Genomic DNA, 15,660 nt, shown 5'->3' with positions numbered 1-15,660 from the left:
GAGTCAGTCAAGGACCGTTCATGAACTCCCAGATGCACAAGCTTTTCGTCGACGACATCCACAAGCAGTACGGCAGCAACGAGGTCCTCAAGGGCGTCTCCCTCAAGGCGAAGGCCGGCGATGTGATCAGCGTCATCGGCTCGTCGGGTTCGGGCAAGAGCACGATGCTGCGCTGTATCAACTTCCTCGAGCAGCCGAACCAGGGGCGCATCTTCGTCGATGGCGACGAAGTCCGCACGATGAAGGACAAGGCCGGCGCGCTCAAGGTCGCCGACCCGAAGCAGCTGCGCCAGATGCGCTCGAAGCTGTCGATGGTGTTCCAGCACTTCAACCTGTGGTCGCACATGAACGTGCTGGAAAACGTGACCGAGGCGCCCATCAACGTGCTCGGGCTGCCGAAGAAGGAAGCCGAGGACCGCGCGCGCATGTATCTGGAGAAGGTAGGCCTCGCACCGCGGCTGGAGAAGCAGTATCCGTCGCATCTGTCGGGCGGACAGCAGCAGCGGGTGGCGATCGCCCGCGCGCTCGCGATGCATCCGGACGTCATGCTGTTCGACGAACCGACCTCCGCACTCGATCCGGAACTGGTCGGCGAAGTCCTGAAGGTGATGCAGACGCTCGCCGAGGAAGGCCGGACGATGATCGTCGTGACCCATGAGATGGCGTTCGCCCGCAATGTCTCGAACCACGTGGTGTTTCTGCATCAGGGGCGCATCGAGGAAGAAGGTCATCCCGATGCCGTCTTCGGCAACCCGAAGAGCGAGCGCCTGAAGCAGTTCCTGTCGGGCAGCCTCAAGTAAGCGGCTTGTCCGGCTGCGTCGCAGCAACCACCCACTCCAGAAAGAGCGCCCGCGAGGCGCTTTTTTTGCGTCTTCGCGCCGTCGCGTCCGACCGTTTCGTGTCGCAATTCGAACTAGCGCCACGCCAAGCCCGCGTCAATAGGAGACAAACCTGACCCCGAAACTTACATTGCGCTGAAGCCTTGACGGCATAAGGCTTTGCGGGGTGTTTCCCATGCTGTGGGTCATCGCCATAACACATCACCATTGCGTTTTTGACACAAACGAACGGCCTTCATCATTTTTCTTTGGCGCGCATAACGTAATTTGTTAAATTGGTAACGAAAGTACCAAAACGAAGTACCCAAAAAGTAGTTTTACTTCAAAAAGTCCAAAAGAAACTGAGGAACGACACCGATCAACGAATCGGCGTCAGATTCGCGCCCACCCCGCGCGAATCGCTGCAAGCACTACAAGCCCGCGTGTCCTTCCTCTGAAAAACAATTTTCGGTTGGGTGCGCCTGCATCGAACCACACCGCAGCACTTGGGTTCTATTTCTTGACAGGGTTGGAGGAGATGATGAAGAAAGCTTTGCTCGCGTCGGCAGCACTGCTGACGTTCAGCGCGGTGGCGCACGCTCAGAGCAGCGTGACGTTGTATGGCCGCCTGGACGCGGGGCTCGAATATATGAACGGTGTCCCGACCGGTCCGGCCGGCGCACCCGCCACCGGCAGCTCGCACCGCTTCAAGGCGGAAAGCGGCGACTGGGGCACGAGCTTGTGGGGCATGAAGGGTGTCGAAGATCTGGGCGGCGGCTATCGCGCCGTGTTCCAGTTGGAAGGCAGCTTCAACACCATGACGGGCGCGGGCCCGGGCGGCGGCGGTCTCTTCAATCGCTGGGCGACGGTCGGTATGGCGAACAACCAGTTCGGTACCCTGTTGCTGGGTCGTGAGCTCTTCATCGCCAACGGCGTGTGGGACTTCGATCCGTTCGGCCAGTCGAACTGGTCGTCCGCTTCGCTGGTGCGTGGCCGCAACTGGCCGCAATCGAGCAACAACATTTCGTACCAGTCGCCGAAAATCGCGGGCTTCGACTTCTACGGTCAGTACTCGCTCTCGAACGCCACCAACTGGAACGGTAACGGCACGACGCCGCAAGGCCGCGAAGCGGGCGCGTATGTCACGTACACCTCGCCGCTGTTCCAGATTCGCGGCATGTACGATGAAATCCGCAACCCGGCCAACGGTACGCTCGGCGGCGTGTACAACCCGATCGACGGCGGCTCCGGCGGCAACGGCGTGTACGGCTATTCGCGTGAGTACACGGCGATGTTCAACGTGTTCCTCGGCCAGTTCAAGGTCCAGGGCGCCTATCAGGCGATCCGCAGTTCCGGCATGACCGGCCAGCTGCCCGGCCAGCCGACCGCACTCGATCACGAGTGGGGCGGCGTGACGTGGCAAGCCACCCCGGCAGCGGCGCTGATCGCGGCGGTGTATCACGTGAACGGCAACAACGGCGCGGGCAACGCGACCATCTACACGGTCGGCGGTTCGTACAACCTGTCCAAGCGCACGTTGCTCGATCTGCAGGTTGCGACCGTGCAGAACAGCAAGACCGCCAACTACGGTCTGAACGCCAACAACTACGGTTCGGCGGCCTCGACGGACAACCCGTTCCCGGGCCACAGCCAGACCGGCGTGTACGCAGGCATCCAGCACTCGTTCTAAAACACGAGGCGGACAAGAACAGAGCTTCAACAGGTTTTCACGCTGCTGCGAGAGGCGCGTATCGGTGCGGTGCCCGAAAGGGTATCGCACCGTTTTTTATTGGAGCGCCGCGTCTGCATCATCCGGCATGACAGTCCCATGCCGCCGGACAAAATTCGACAAAAGCATCCTGCCGAATAGCATCTTTTCTCCTCCAAAATTCGAGTCGGCGGTTCATCCGGGCGCGCGTCGCGTCCGATCGAATCGCCGTCGATCAAGGATAGTGGAGGAGACCATGAAGAAGGCTTTGCTCGCGTCGGCGGCGCTATGGACGTTCAGCGCGCTCGCGCAGGCTCAAGGCAGCATCACGTTGTATGGACGCCTGGACGCCGGCCTCGAGTACATGACGGGCGTGCCCACCGGCGTCGCGCCGAACGGCGCGGCCACCGGCAGCTCGCACCGCTTTCGCGCCGAGAGCGGCGACTGGGGCACGAGCCTGTGGGGACTGAAGGGCGTCGAGGATGTCGGCAACGGCAACCACGTCGTGTTCCAGCTGGAAGGCAGCTTCAACACGATGAACGGCCAGGGCCCGGGCAACAACGGCATCTTCAACCGCTGGGCCACGGTCGGCCTGAGCAACGACCGCTACGGCACGCTGCGGATCGGGCGCGAGCTGTTCATCTCGAACGGCCTGTGGGACTTCGATCCGTTCGGCCAGTCGGCATGGTCGTCGGCGTCGCTGGTGCGCGGGCGCAACTGGCCGCAGTCGAGCAACAACGTCTCCTGGCAATCGCCGAACGTCGCGGGCTTCGACTTCTACGGCCAGTACGCCTTCTCGAACGCCAGCAGCTGGAATGGCAACGGCACGAGCCCGCAAGGCCGTGAAGCCGGCGCGCAGATCACCTACACCGCACCGCTCTTCCAGGTGCGCGGCATCTACGACGAGATCCGCAACCCGGCCAACGGCTCGCTCGGCGGCGCTTACGCCAACGGCGGCAATGGCGTCTACGCTTATTCGCGCGAATACACGGCGCTGCTCAACGTGTTCCTGGGTGCGTTCAAGCTTCAGGGCGGCTACCAGGCCATCCGCAGTTCGGGCATGACCGGTTTGCAACCCGGCCAGCCTTCCGCGCTCGATCAGGAATGGGGCGGCGTGACCTGGCAGGCAACACCCGCCGCCGCGCTGATCGCCGCGGTGTACCACGTCAACGGCAACAACGGCGCGGGCAACGCCACCCTGTATTCCGTCGGCGGCACCTACAAGCTGTCCAAGCGCACCCTGCTGGATTTTCAGGTGGCGACAGTGCAGAACAGCGGCAGCGCGAACTACGGCCTGAATGCGAACAACGTGGGCAACACGGCCGCGACGGACAACCCGCTGCCCGGCCAAAGCCAGACCGGCGTATACGCCGGCATCCAGCACTCGTTCTGAACGGCCATTCGGCTCATGTGAAAAAGCCGCCGGTGTAGGCCGGCGGCTTTCGCGTCAGAAACAAAGTCGGCGTTATTCCCGCGCCGACCCCGACGCGCCATGACTCAACCAGTCGAGCACCGCGGCCGCGTCATCGTCGCCGGATGCGCGCGCCTTCTCGACCGTCTCGGTGAGCTTGGCGCCCGGCTGCGGCGCCGCGCGACGGATCGCCACGCCGACCGCAAGGATGTCGATGATCAGCAGGTGCAGGATGCGCGAAATCATCGACAACTGCGACTCGCGGATCTCGATGTGATCGGTTTCCAGCGCGACCGTGGCCCGCTTGGCGAGCGGCGTGTTGCTCGACGTGATGGCGATGACCGTCGCGCCCTGCTGCATCGCCACTTCCAGCACGCGCAGCAGTTCCGGCGCCCTGCCCGACTTCGATACCGCGACGATCACATCGCCCTTGCCCAGCAGCGCGGCGGACGCGGCCTGCATGTACAGGTCGCCGTACGCGATGGTCGGAATGCCGAAGCGGAAGAACTTGTAGTGCGCGTCCTGCGCGACGATGTTCGAATTCCCCAGCCCGTAGAACTCGATGCGCCGCGCACCGTTGAGGATGTCGATCGCGCGCTCGACGTTGTCGAAGTTCAGATGCTCGCGCAGTTGCAGGATGGCCGACACCGTGTTGTCGAGCACCTTCGCGCCGAAGTCGGTGGCCGTGTCGCCGAGATGCACCTGGCTGTGACTCACCGGAATCGTGCCGGTCAGCCCGGTCGCGAGCTTCAGCTTGAAGTCGGACAGACCCTGGCAGCCAAGCGAGCGGCAGAAGCGGATCACGGTGGGCTGGCTCACGTCGGCCTTGCGCGCGATGTCGATGATCGGATCGTTGATGATCGAGCGCGGATGGTTCAGCGCGAGGTCGGCCACGCGCCGCTCGGCGGGCGTCAACGCATCGCGCATCTGGCGGATGCGCTCGAACACCGCCGATGACCCGCTGTTCGCGCGATTCGACAACTGCTCGGACAGGATCGCCGAAACGCCGAGGAACGCCGGATACTCGGCCGTGATGATGAAGGTGGGAATGCCAGCGAGATATTGCTGGAAGCGTCCCTTGGCCTCGAAGCGCTCGCGGAACGGCGACTTGTGGAACAGTTCGCCGAGCTTCAGCACGATGCCGCCGCCGATGAAAATCCCGCCCAGCGCGCCGAGCGTCACCGCGATATTGCCCGCGAAGGTGCCGAGAATGGCACAGAAGCAGTTGACCGTTTCCAGCGCGAGCGCTTCGCCGTCCAGCGCGCGATGCGTGACGTCGGCGGCGCTGAAGGAGTCCGCGACGTTCACGGCATCCCGTTCAGCCAGCGCCCGGTAGATCAGCTCCAGCCCCTGCCCCGCGCAGACCCGCTCGAACGATACGTGCGGAAACCTGCGGCGCGCGAAGCGCATGACGAGATCTTCGCGTTCGTCGAACGGCGAGAAGGTGGCGTGACCGCCTTCGCTGCCGAGCGCGATCCAGCGGTCATCGGCGGGAATCAGGCCCGACACGCCCAGACCCGTACCCGGCCCGAGCAGGCCGATCACGCTGTTCTGCCGGCGCGCGCCGCCGCCCACCTGGACGCGCTGCGCGTCGGTCAGGCCGGGCACGGCCATGGCCAGCGCGGTGAAGTCGTTCACGACCAGGAGCGTGTCGAAGCCGAGCGCGCGGCGCGTCGCCTCGATGGAAAAGCTCCAGTCGTGATTGGTCATCTTGACGTGATCGCCGTCGACCGGATTGGCAATGGCGATCGCCGCGTGATTCACGCGGCTGACCTGCGTGTCCTTCAGATACTGCTGCATCACCTCGGCGATGCCGGGATAATCCGCGCCCGGATAGACGCGGATCTGGCCGATCTCGCCCGGCGCCGTCTCCAGCGCGAAGCGCGCATTGGTGCCGCCGACATCGGCCAGGAGTCTCGGTCCGTCGGCGTGCTGAGCCGCTGCCTTATGCACGCCCTTATGCACACCAGTAGACATCGAGCTTCACTCCTTCAGCATGGGCCAGCGTCGAGATGGCGTTCTTCTGCGGCGCGGCGAGCGCGGCATTCAGGACGTCGAGTTTCTTCTGCCCGGCGATGAACAAATACAGTTGCCCGACCTGCGTCAGCGCCGACATCGACAGGCTTACGCGCGCATGGGGCGCCGCGCCCGGATGCACGGCGACGAAACGGTCCGGCGTGCTGATGGCGAAGTCCCACTCGGGGGCATCGGCGAAGATGGACGCCGTGTGGCCGTCCTCGCCCATGCCGAGCACGGCGACATCCGGCAGGCGGCGGCGCGGGTCGGCGTTCAGTTCCGCGACGTGGCTTTCGAGCGGCTTCGTCGTGTCGACGAGCGGCAGGAAATAAGCGGCCGCCGCCGCGTTCTGCAGGACGGTGTTGCGCGCGAATTCCGCGTTGCTCGCCGGATCGGTTTCGGGCACCCAGCGGTCGTCGACCAGGGTGACGTCGATATGCGCCCAGTCGAGCGGCTCGTGCGAGAGCGCCTGCAAGAACGGCTTCGGGCTGCTGCCGCCCGATACCGCGAGCGTGGCGTGCGCGCCCTGTCCGGCGGCGTCGGCGTCGGCCGAGGCTGCGCCCCGCGCCGCGAGCGTCGCGCTCAGTGCGTCCGCCACGGCTTTCGCCAGCGCGTCCGAATGGGCGCGAGGGTCATCGAAAGTGTGAAGCTCGATCACTGCTCCTCCTGCTTGTTTTGGTTTATCGATCCGCTTTCTGCCTGCGCCATCGCAATGATGGGCGAAGCGGTCTGGGGTCGCCGCGTGCCTCTGACGGGCGGCGTCGGCGTGACGTCTTCAGTTTTCTTCCTCGAGCCAGCAGGTGCCGTGCTGCGCAAGCATCGCGCTCGATGCCGCCGGCCCCCACGTGCCCGATGCATACGGCTTCGGCTTGTTGGCCGACGACGCCCACGCGTTCAAAATCGGCTCGACCCAGCGCCACGCCGCTTCCTGCTCGTCGCGCCGCACGAACAGCGCGAGCCGGCCATGGATCACGTCGAGCAGCAGGCGCTGATACGCCTCCATCTGTCCTTCCTTGAAGAACTGATCGAACGCGAGGTCGAGATGCACGCTTGCCAGATTCATGCCTTCGCCCGGCTGCTTCGCGAGGCAGTACAGCCGAATGGACTCGTTCGGCTGCAGGCGGATCACCAGCCGGTTCACGCCCACGCGCGACGCATTTGCCCCCAGCGCCGAATGCGGCACGGCGCGGAAATTCACCACGATCTCCGCGACCCGGTCCGCCAGCCGCTTGCCCGTGCGCAGGAAGAACGGCACGCCCGCCCAGCGCCAGTTCTCGATTTCCACCTTCAGCGCGACAAAGGTTTCCGTGTTGCTGTCGGGGCGCACGCCCTTTTCGGTGGCATAGGCCGGCACCGCCGCGCCGCGGATCACGCCCGCATGATACTGACCGCGCACCGCGACCCGGCTGATGTCGCGCTCGTCCACCGGCTTCAACGCGCGCAGCACGCGCAGCTTTTCGTCGCGCACGGAGTCTGAATCGATGGAATGCGGCGGCTCCATGGTCACGATGGAGAGCAGCTGCAACAAGTGGTTCTGCACCATGTCGCGCAACGCGCCTGTATTGTCGTAGAAGTCGCCGCGCGCTTCCACGCCCAGTTCTTCCGCGATCGTGATCTGGATGCTCTCGACCCACTCGCGCCGCCACAGCGGCTCGAACAGCACGTTGGAAAACCGCAGTGCCAGCAGGTTCTGCACCGGCTCCTTGCCGAGGTAGTGATCGATCCGGTAGATCTGCTCTTCCTCGAAGATCTCGCCGACGGCGTCATTGATCGCGTTCGACGACTTCAGGTCGTAGCCGAGCGGCTTCTCCAGCACGATGCGCGCATTCTTGTTGAGGCCGACATCCGCCAGTGCGCGGCAGATGGGCACGAACAGCGACGGGCCGGTTGCCAGGTAGAACACGCGCGTGCCGTCGTACTGCGCGAGCGCGTCACGTAACGTGACGAAGTCTTCGGCGCGCCCGAGATCGATGCCGACGTACTCAAAGCGTTCGAGAAAGCTGCGCCAGGCCGGTTCGTCCACGCCGCTCTTCGACACATGCGGCTTCACGTGCTCTTCCACCCATGCGCGGTACGCGGCCTGGTCCAGCGATTCGCGCGCGACACAGACGATCCTGCCTGCCGGGTTGAGCATGCCCGCGCGATGGGCCTCGAACAGCGCGGGAAGAATCTTGCGCATGGAGAGGTCGCCGGTGCCGCCGAAGAGGACGAAGATGAAGTTCGAATCGCTTTGCATGGGTCTGAACGTGGGTTCCTGACGCTGGATGAGTCGAAACGGTGGCGCTGCGTTATCGAACTTTCAAGGCCATTACGGGACGATTTCAGCGCTATTTTGAAGCATGCGCTGAAGAATTCCTCTAAACCGGCCGTAGTCCGATAAAATTTTTTTTGACACTGAATTGTAGTTTAACTACAATTCAAATCAAGAGGAAATGTCATCGCAGGGCAAACCCACTGTCAAAGAGAGTCATCGGACAGCGCGCAGTTTCCCCGCCGACCTTCTGAGCGCATGTTATCGGAGCCCCGGAACCCTTGCTTTTCACGCAAGGCGTGCCTTTCAGCTCCAGTGTTCCAGTGCGCTCAGCCTCGCCGCCGTACCCGGCGCGCTCCGCAGCTCCGCGCGCCTTGGCCGGCAAAAATCAAAAGAGGAGACAGCAGTTGCGATTCCACCCACTCATCTCTTGAGAGCCGTGCGGCCGCTATCGGTCTGCCGGCCCTGCACGCACGCGGCGTTTCATGCGCCCGCGCCTGCCGCATCCCGCCGGCACCGCCGATTCCCGGCCGCCCACGTTGTGCCGTTTTTGACCACTGTTTTTCCAACAATGCTTCTGGCGGCTTCGGGAGCCAATCGTTTCTTGTTCAGGTGTCGAGGAGATAAACAATGAAAGTCCGTAAGCTCATGGGCGCACTGTGCGCCGCAGGTCTTCTGTGCGGTGCGACGGCGTCGGCGGTGCAGGCAGCCGAGGCGGTCTCGGTGCTGCACTGGTGGACGTCCGGCGGCGAATCGAAGGCGGTCGGCGTGCTCAAGGACGACATGACCAAGCAGGGCTATCAGTGGAAGGACTTCGCGGTGGCGGGCGGCGCGGGCGCGGCGGCGATGACCGCGCTGAAGACCCAGGTGATCTCGGGCAATGCGCCTTCGGCCGCGCAGATCAAGGGTCCGCTGATCCAGGAATGGGCCGAGCAAGGCGTGCTCGTGCCGATCGACTCCGTCGCGGGTGACTGGAAGAAGAACCTGCCGCCGGAAATCGACAAGATCATCCACGCAGACGGCCATTACGTCGCCGCGCCCTTCTCGGTGCACCGCGTGAACTGGCTGTACATCAACAAGGCGGCGCTCGACAAGGCCGGCGGCAAGGTGCCGACCAATTGGAACGAGTTCTTCCAGGTGGCCGACAAGATGAAGGCCGCGGGCATCATGCCGATCGCGATGGGCGGCCAGCCGTGGCAAGACCTGACGCTGTGGGAAGACGTGGTGCTCTCGCAGGGCGCGGACTTCTACAAGAAGGCGATCGTCGATCTCGACCAGAAGACGCTGACGTCGCCGCAGATGATTCAGGTGTTCGACACCGTCCGCAAGATCCAGGGCTATTTCGACAGCGGCCGCACCGGCCGTGACTGGAACCTCGCGACGGCCATGGTCATCCAGGGCAAGGCGGGCATGCAGTTCATGGGCGACTGGGCGAAGGGTGAATTCGCCGGCGCGAACAAGAAGGCGGGCACGGACTACATCTGCGCGCCGGTGCCGGGCACGGACAAGGCCTACACCTTCAACGTCGATTCCTTCGTGTTCTTCCAGCAGAAGGACCAGAAGGCCGCGACGCCGGGCCAGCTCGCGCTCGCGAAGACCATCATGACGCCGGAGTTCCAGGAGCAGTTCAGCCTGAACAAGGGCTCGATCCCGGTCCGTCTCGGCGTGTCGATGGCTAAATTCGACGACTGCGCGAAGAAGTCCTACGCTGATGAACAGACGGCGATCAAATCGGGCGGCTATGTTCCGTCGCTCGCGCACGGCATGGCTCAGGGCGACGCCGTCGCCGGCGCCATGACGGACGTCGTGACGAAGTTCATGAATTCGTCGCAGGATTCGAAGAGCGCGGTGGCTGCGCTCGCGAACGCCGCCAAGACGAAGTAAGTCAGCTGCACTCCGAAGCGGCGCGCTCATTCGGGCGCGCCGCTTCCACGAACAAGCATCTGCCTCACCCGCATCACGCCAGCTGCAAGCAGCGCCGTTTGCTTCCGCCGAAGCATAGCCATTCCGCCACAGGCGCCAGAAGAAAAGTGCGACAGAGCGCACCGAGCGTCGGCGCATTTTCCAGGAGTCGAGTCGTGACTGCCTCCCTTACCGCGGACAAGAAACCGCAAAACCCGCCGCGTCGCGCGCCGCCCACGTCGGCGCTCGCCGATCGCTGGATCCCGAAGCTGGTGCTCGCGCCCAGCGTCGCGATCGCCCTCGTGTTCGTGTACGGCTTCATCGGCATCACGGGTTATCTCTCGCTGTCGGAGTCGCGGCTGATGCCGCGCTATACCTTCGCGGGCTTCGACCGCTACAAGCAGCTCTTCGCCAACGATGTCTGGTGGACCTCCGCCGCCAATCTCGGCTGGTTCGGCATTCCGTTCATCGCGATCTGCGTGATCCTCGGGCTGTTCCTCGCCATCCTGCTCGACCAGAAGATCCGCAACGAAGGCGCGCTGCGCGCCATCTTTCTCTACCCGATGGCGCTCTCGTTCATCGTCACCGGCACCGCGTGGCAGTGGATCCTGAACCCGGGTCTCGGCCTCGAAAAGGTGTTCCACGACTGGGGCTGGACGAGCTTCTCGTTCAACTGGCTGGGCGACCCGGACAAGGCCATCTTCTGCGTCGTGATCGCGGCGGTGTGGCAATCCACCGGCTTCGTGATGGCGCTGTTCCTCGCGGGATTGCGCGGCGTCGATGCCGAGATCTTCAAGGCCGCGCAAGTGGACGGCGCGACGCTGCCCACCATCTATCGCAAGATCGTGATTCCGAGCATGCGCCCGGTGTTCTTCTCGGTGCTGCTGATCCTCTGCCACATCACGATCAAGACCTTCGACCTGGTGGTCGCGCTGACGGCGGGCGGTCCGGGCACGTCGTCCTCGCTGCCGGCCATCTTCATGTACACGTTCTCGTTCAACCGGGGGCAGCTCGGCGTCGGCGCGGCGTCGTCGATGATGATGCTCGCCACGGTCGTCGCGGTGCTCGTACCGCTCATGTATCTCGAATCGAGGAGCACCCGCAATGCAGCCTAAGATGACCTTGAGCCGCGCCGTCATCTATGCGGTGCTGATTCTCTTCGCGCTCTACTTCCTGTTCCCGATCTACGTGATGCTGTCGACCTCCTTCAAGGATCTCGACCAGTTGCGCACGGGCAACCTGCTGACGCCGCCGACGCACTTTACCTTCGCGCCGTGGGTCAAGGCCTGGCAGGAAGCCTGTACCGGCGTGCGCTGCGACGGCATGCAGCCGTTCTTCATGAACTCGGTGCGCATGGTGATTCCGGCCGTGCTGATCTCATCGTTCATCGGTGCGTTCAACGGCTATGTGCTCACGCACTGGCGCTTTCGCGGCGCGGATGGCCTCTTCACGATGCTGCTGGTCGGCTGCTTCATCCCGTTCCAGGCCATTCTCCTGCCGATGGCGCGACTGCAAGGCTTCCTCGGCCTGTCGAACACGACCACGGGCCTGGTGCTGGTTCACGTGATCTACGGCATCGCGTTCACGACGATGTTCTTCCGCAACTTCTACGTGAGCATTCCGGCCGAGCTGGTGAAGGCGGCGCGCATCGACGGCGCGGGCTTCTTCACGATCTTCACGAAGATCCTGCTGCCGGTGTCGCTGCCGATCTTCATGGTGTGCCTGATCTGGCAGTTCACGCAGATCTGGAATGACTTCCTGTTCGGGATCGTGTTCTCGGGTGTGGACTCCATGCCGATCACGGTGGCGCTGAACAACCTGGTGAACACGTCGACGGGCGTCAAGGAATACAACGTCGACATGGCGGGCGCGATCATCGCCGCGCTGCCGACCATCCTGGTCTACATGATCGCAGGACGTTATTTCGTGCGCGGGCTGACGGCCGGCGCGGTGAAGGGTTGATCGCCGCAATCGCGCGATCCCCTGTTGAAGAGACTACATAGAGGATTCACATGGCAAGCCTTTCCATCCGTGACGTGTACAAGACCTACCCGAACGGGGTGCCGGTTCTCAAGGGCGTCAACATCGACATCGAGGACGGTCAGTTCCTGATTCTCGTGGGCGGCTCGGGCTGCGGCAAATCGACCTTGCTGAACATGATCGCGGGGCTCGAGACGGTCACCAAGGGCGACATCATGATCGACGGCAAGACGGTCAACGACCTCTCGCCGAAGGACCGCGATATCGCGATGGTGTTCCAGTCCTACGCGCTCTACCCGTCGATGAGCGTGCGCGACAACATCTCGTTCGGCCTCAACATCCGCAAGGTGCCGAAGGACGAGCAGAAGAAGATCGTCGATCGCGTGTCCGAGACGCTGCAGATCGGCCACCTGCTGGACCGCAAGCCGGGCCAGCTGTCGGGCGGCCAGCGTCAGCGCGTCGCGATGGGCCGCGCGCTGGCCCGCGACCCCGTGATGTTCCTGTTCGACGAACCGCTCTCCAACCTCGATGCGAAGCTGCGCATCGAGATGCGTTCGGAGATCAAGCTGCTGCATCAGCGCCTGGGCACGACGATCGTGTACGTGACGCACGACCAGATCGAGGCGATGACGCTGGGCGATCGCATCGCCGTGATGAAGGATGGCGTCGTGCAGCAGTTCGGCGCGCCGCAGGAAATCTACGACGCGCCGTCGAATCTGTTCGTGGCGGGTTTCATCGGCGCGCCGCCGATGAACTTCATCACCGGCAAGCTGGTGGAAGCGGGCGCGGGCGTCGGCTTGCAGCTGGATACGGGCGTCGCGCAGAAGGTGCTGAACCTGCCCTTCGATGCGGGCCGCCTGCGCGGCAAGCTGGGTCAGGACGTGATCCTCGGCTTGCGTCCGGAACGCATCACCGACTCGCGCAGCGCGCACGATGTCTCCGACACGAGCTTGCAGCCGGTGGACGTGCGCGTCGACGTGATCGAACCGACCGGGCCGGACACGCTGGTGTTCGCCCAGGTGAATAGCAAGCGCATCGTGTCGCGCGTGCACCCGGCGTCGAATCCGCAGCCGCTGTCGAACATGACGCTGCTGTTCGATGTCTCGAAGGCCGTGCTGTTCGATCCGCAGACGGAGGAGCGGCTGGCTTGAGGTCAGCGCTCGAAGGCAGTCTGGACGCCACGGTTCGCCGTGGCGTTTTTTTTGATGCTCGGGATTGAATGGCTGCTGAGGGTTGGACGCTGGAATGGCGGCCGATTGTCGAAACAATTTTCCGGATATTTCGGATTGCCTTTCATGCTCGACGCGTTGAAGCTTTGCGATCATCGGCGCCGGCCGGGACATATCCGCGTCGCAGCAAGCGAGAACGGCCATGCCCCGCGCTCGCCTCGTCGAAGCATCATCTGGCTAGCGTGGCTGGCACAATCCCTTTTTCGTCACCCGAACCTTCGCACCCCGCATGCCCTTTCTCTCCTCGCATCCCGAACTCGCCTGGCCGGCGTCCGAAGGCGCCGATCCCTTCATCGGCCTCGAGGCCCTCGACGATCCGCGCGCGCAAGCCTGGGTCGAAGCCCAGAACCGCCGCACGGAGACCGCCTTCGGCGCCACGCCCGACGCGCATGCGCTCGCCGCGCGACTGGAAGCTGTGTATACGTCGCAGGACCGCATCGTCGTGTGCACGCGTTACAACGACTGGGGCTACAACACCTGGCAGGACGACGCGCATCCGCTCGGCATCACGCGGCGCACGCCGTGGAGCGCGTGGCTCGCCGGCACGCCCGAATGGGAAACCGTGCTCGATATCGACGCCCTCGACGTCAACACGCGCGAGGACGACGACACGCGCTGGGCGCTCGCCGGCTTCGACCTGCTCTACCCGACCTACGACCGCGCGCTGGTGAGCCTTTCGCCCGGCGGCTCGGACGCGCTCGTGGTGCGCGAGTTCGATATCGAGACGAAGACCTTCGTCACGGACGGCTTCTGTCTGCCCGAAGTCGGCAAGCACGACATCTCGTGGATCGACCGCGATACGGTCTACGTCGGCTGGGACGACAGCCGGACCAACCCGCGCCCCGCGCTCACCACGTCGGGATTTCCGCGCCAGGCGCGGCGCTGGTCGCGCGGCACGCCGCTCGCCGATGCGCCCGTCGTGTTCGAAGGCGAACGGCGTGACGTTTCGGCGGGCGTGGACTATCTCCCGATCGAAAAGCTGCATGTTGCATCCCGCTCGACCAGTTTCTTCGACACGCTGAACTACTGGCTGGACGAAACCTCCGGCGAGTGGCGCCAGTACGAGTTGCCCGCGCACGCGGAGATGACCCACTGGCACGGCTGGCTCTTCGTCACGCCGCGCAAGTACTGGAACGCGGGTGGCCGCCGCCATGCGCCCGGCACGCTCACCGTCATCCGCCGCGACGCATTCCTCGCGGGTTCGCGGCAATTCACCGTGCTGTACACGCCGGCCGAGCGTCGGGTGCTCGCCGGAATCGACTTCACGAAAAATTGGCTGATCGTCTCGGCAATGGACGATGGTGAGCCGCGCGTCACGCTGATGCGACCGCCCGCGGACGACGCGCAAGCCTGGCAGACCCGTGCATTCGAGTTGCCGAAGGCAAGTCATGCGTACGTGTCCGCGATCGACAGCGAACACGACGACACCGTGCTCATCGATGCCGAACATTTCCTGGTGCCGCCGTCGCTGTATTACGCGGATCTCGCAAGCGACGCGCCCTGGCAGTTGCTCGCCCGCCTGCCCGCGCAGTTCGACGCCGGCGGCATGTCCGCCGTGCGCCGGCACGCCATCGCGCCGGACGGGGAGCGCATTCCGTATTGGCTGATCGGGCGTGACGTCGAGACGAACACCGCTGCGCGCCCTTGCGTGCTGTACGGCTATGGCGGTTTCGAAGTCGCGCTGGATCCGGCTTACGACGCGACGACCGGCATCGCCTGGCTCGAACGCGGCGGGCTGTATGCAATGGCGAACATTCGCGGCGGCGGTGAATTCGGACCGGCGTGGCATCAGGCGGCGTTGCGCGAGAAACGGCAGATCGCCTTCGACGATTTCATTGCGGTCGCACAGGCGCTCATCGATTCGGGCGTCACGTCCAGCCAGCAACTGGCCATCCGCGGCGGCAGCAATGGCGGCCTGCTCGTGGGCGCCTGCATGGTGCAGCGGCCGGAACTGTTCGGCGCCGTGCTGTCGGAAGTGCCGCTGCTCGACATGGCGCGCTTTCATCAGTTGTTGCAAGGCGCGTCGTGGATCGACGAATACGGCGATCCCGACAACCCCGACGACCTGCGCTTCCTGATGACCTATTCGCCTTATCAGAAGGTGGCGGCGCAGACTGCCTATCCGCCGGCGCTGTTCACTTCATCGACGATGGACGACCGCGTGCATCCGTCGCACGGCCGCAAGATGGTGGCGAAGATGCAGGCGCAAGGACATCCGGACGTGTGGTACGCGGAAACCGGCGAAGGCGGTCACGGCGCGGGCGTGGAGCCGGACGCCGTGGCGCGGACGGAAGCCGCCGCTTTCACGTTTCTCGCGGCGCGAGTGGGTCTGTTGACCTGAACGG

At 64.1% G+C, this 15,660-nt stretch carries 12 protein-coding genes; 8 read left to right on the top strand and 4 right to left on the bottom strand.

Annotation, left to right across the window (positions count from 1 at the left end; genetic code table 11):
- Positions 1-20 precede the first annotated feature (20 nt).
- The 3 genes from QCE64_RS03780 to QCE64_RS03770 all read left to right on the top strand — a co-directional run bounded on the left by QCE64_RS03780 (position 21) and on the right by QCE64_RS03770 (position 3,919).
- On the top strand, positions 21-800 hold the full coding sequence (locus QCE64_RS03780; RefSeq protein ID WP_309914630.1) for an ABC transporter ATP-binding protein: 780 nt from the start codon (positions 21-23) through the stop codon (positions 798-800).
- Positions 801-1,359: 559 nt separating this feature from the next.
- Positions 1,360-2,508 carry a porin gene (locus QCE64_RS03775; protein ID WP_309807653.1) on the top strand — a complete coding sequence of 383 codons (1,149 nt, stop codon included), beginning with the start codon at positions 1,360-1,362 and terminating at the stop codon, positions 2,506-2,508.
- Positions 2,509-2,782: 274 nt separating this feature from the next.
- A complete protein-coding gene (locus QCE64_RS03770) occupies positions 2,783-3,919 on the top strand; it encodes a porin (protein WP_309914625.1) in 1,137 nt (378 codons plus the stop codon).
- Positions 3,920-3,991: 72 nt separating this feature from the next.
- Here QCE64_RS03770 and QCE64_RS03765 read toward each other — a convergent pair whose 3' ends face one another.
- The 3 genes from QCE64_RS03765 to zwf all read right to left on the bottom strand — a co-directional run bounded on the left by QCE64_RS03765 (position 3,992) and on the right by zwf (position 8,189).
- Positions 3,992-5,914, bottom strand: coding sequence for a bifunctional transcriptional regulator/glucokinase (locus QCE64_RS03765; RefSeq protein ID WP_310002715.1), 1,923 nt, complete (start codon positions 5,912-5,914; stop codon positions 3,992-3,994).
- A complete protein-coding gene (gene pgl / locus QCE64_RS03760; RefSeq protein ID WP_309914619.1) occupies positions 5,895-6,611 on the bottom strand; it encodes a 6-phosphogluconolactonase in 717 nt (238 codons plus the stop codon). The genes QCE64_RS03765 and pgl overlap by 20 nt, the downstream gene beginning before the upstream one ends.
- Before the next feature lie 117 nt (positions 6,612-6,728).
- A complete protein-coding gene (gene zwf / locus QCE64_RS03755) occupies positions 6,729-8,189 on the bottom strand; it encodes a glucose-6-phosphate dehydrogenase (protein ID WP_310002713.1) in 1,461 nt (486 codons plus the stop codon).
- Positions 8,190-8,834: 645 nt separating this feature from the next.
- Here zwf and QCE64_RS03750 point away from each other — a divergent pair.
- From QCE64_RS03750 to QCE64_RS03735, 4 genes are all read left to right on the top strand, one after another.
- A complete protein-coding gene (locus QCE64_RS03750; RefSeq protein ID WP_309807647.1) occupies positions 8,835-10,088 on the top strand; it encodes an ABC transporter substrate-binding protein in 1,254 nt (417 codons plus the stop codon).
- A gap of 194 nt (positions 10,089-10,282) precedes the next feature.
- Entirely contained in the window at positions 10,283-11,221 is a 939-nt protein-coding gene (locus QCE64_RS03745) for a sugar ABC transporter permease (protein ID WP_309914612.1), read from the top strand.
- Positions 11,211-12,068, top strand: a complete 858-nt coding sequence (locus QCE64_RS03740) for a carbohydrate ABC transporter permease (RefSeq protein WP_309807645.1) — start codon at positions 11,211-11,213, stop codon at positions 12,066-12,068. Before QCE64_RS03745 ends, QCE64_RS03740 begins: the two co-directional genes overlap by 11 nt.
- 50 nt (positions 12,069-12,118) lie before the next feature.
- Positions 12,119-13,237, top strand: coding sequence for a sn-glycerol-3-phosphate ABC transporter ATP-binding protein UgpC (locus QCE64_RS03735; RefSeq protein WP_309914610.1), 1,119 nt, complete (start codon positions 12,119-12,121; stop codon positions 13,235-13,237).
- Positions 13,238-13,239: 2 nt separating this feature from the next.
- Here QCE64_RS03735 and QCE64_RS03730 read toward each other — a convergent pair whose 3' ends face one another.
- On the bottom strand, positions 13,240-13,383 hold the full coding sequence (locus QCE64_RS03730) for a hypothetical protein (protein ID WP_309914608.1): 144 nt from the start codon (positions 13,381-13,383) through the stop codon (positions 13,240-13,242).
- 161 nt (positions 13,384-13,544) lie between these two features.
- Here QCE64_RS03730 and QCE64_RS03725 point away from each other — a divergent pair, with 161 nt between their 5' ends.
- Positions 13,545-15,656: a prolyl oligopeptidase family serine peptidase gene (locus tag QCE64_RS03725; protein WP_310002710.1), complete on the top strand. Its 2,112-nt coding sequence runs from the start codon at positions 13,545-13,547 to the stop codon at positions 15,654-15,656.
- The last annotated feature ends 4 nt before the right edge of the window (positions 15,657-15,660 follow it).

This window comes from Caballeronia sp. LZ043 (assembly GCF_031451075.1).
Classification (GTDB): domain Bacteria; phylum Pseudomonadota; class Gammaproteobacteria; order Burkholderiales; family Burkholderiaceae; genus Caballeronia.
The sequence above is the reverse complement of the archived record's forward strand: the minus strand, read 5'-3'. Positions and strand labels throughout refer to the sequence as shown.

Coding starts and splice junctions, on each gene's coding strand:
- QCE64_RS03770 (WP_309914625.1), top strand. CDS start 2,783: ATGAAGAAGGCTTTGCTCGCGTCGGCGGCGCTATGGACGTTCAGCGCG.
- QCE64_RS03725 (WP_310002710.1), top strand. CDS start 13,545: ATGCCCTTTCTCTCCTCGCATCCCGAACTCGCCTGGCCGGCGTCCGAA.
- QCE64_RS03740 (WP_309807645.1), top strand. CDS start 11,211: ATGCAGCCTAAGATGACCTTGAGCCGCGCCGTCATCTATGCGGTGCTG.
- QCE64_RS03750 (WP_309807647.1), top strand. CDS start 8,835: ATGAAAGTCCGTAAGCTCATGGGCGCACTGTGCGCCGCAGGTCTTCTG.
- QCE64_RS03780 (WP_309914630.1), top strand. CDS start 21: ATGAACTCCCAGATGCACAAGCTTTTCGTCGACGACATCCACAAGCAG.
- QCE64_RS03765 (WP_310002715.1), bottom strand. CDS start 5,914: ATGTCTACTGGTGTGCATAAGGGCGTGCATAAGGCAGCGGCTCAGCAC.
- zwf (WP_310002713.1), bottom strand. CDS start 8,189: ATGCAAAGCGATTCGAACTTCATCTTCGTCCTCTTCGGCGGCACCGGC.
- QCE64_RS03775 (WP_309807653.1), top strand. CDS start 1,360: ATGAAGAAAGCTTTGCTCGCGTCGGCAGCACTGCTGACGTTCAGCGCG.
- QCE64_RS03730 (WP_309914608.1), bottom strand. CDS start 13,383: ATGAAAGGCAATCCGAAATATCCGGAAAATTGTTTCGACAATCGGCCG.
- QCE64_RS03735 (WP_309914610.1), top strand. CDS start 12,119: ATGGCAAGCCTTTCCATCCGTGACGTGTACAAGACCTACCCGAACGGG.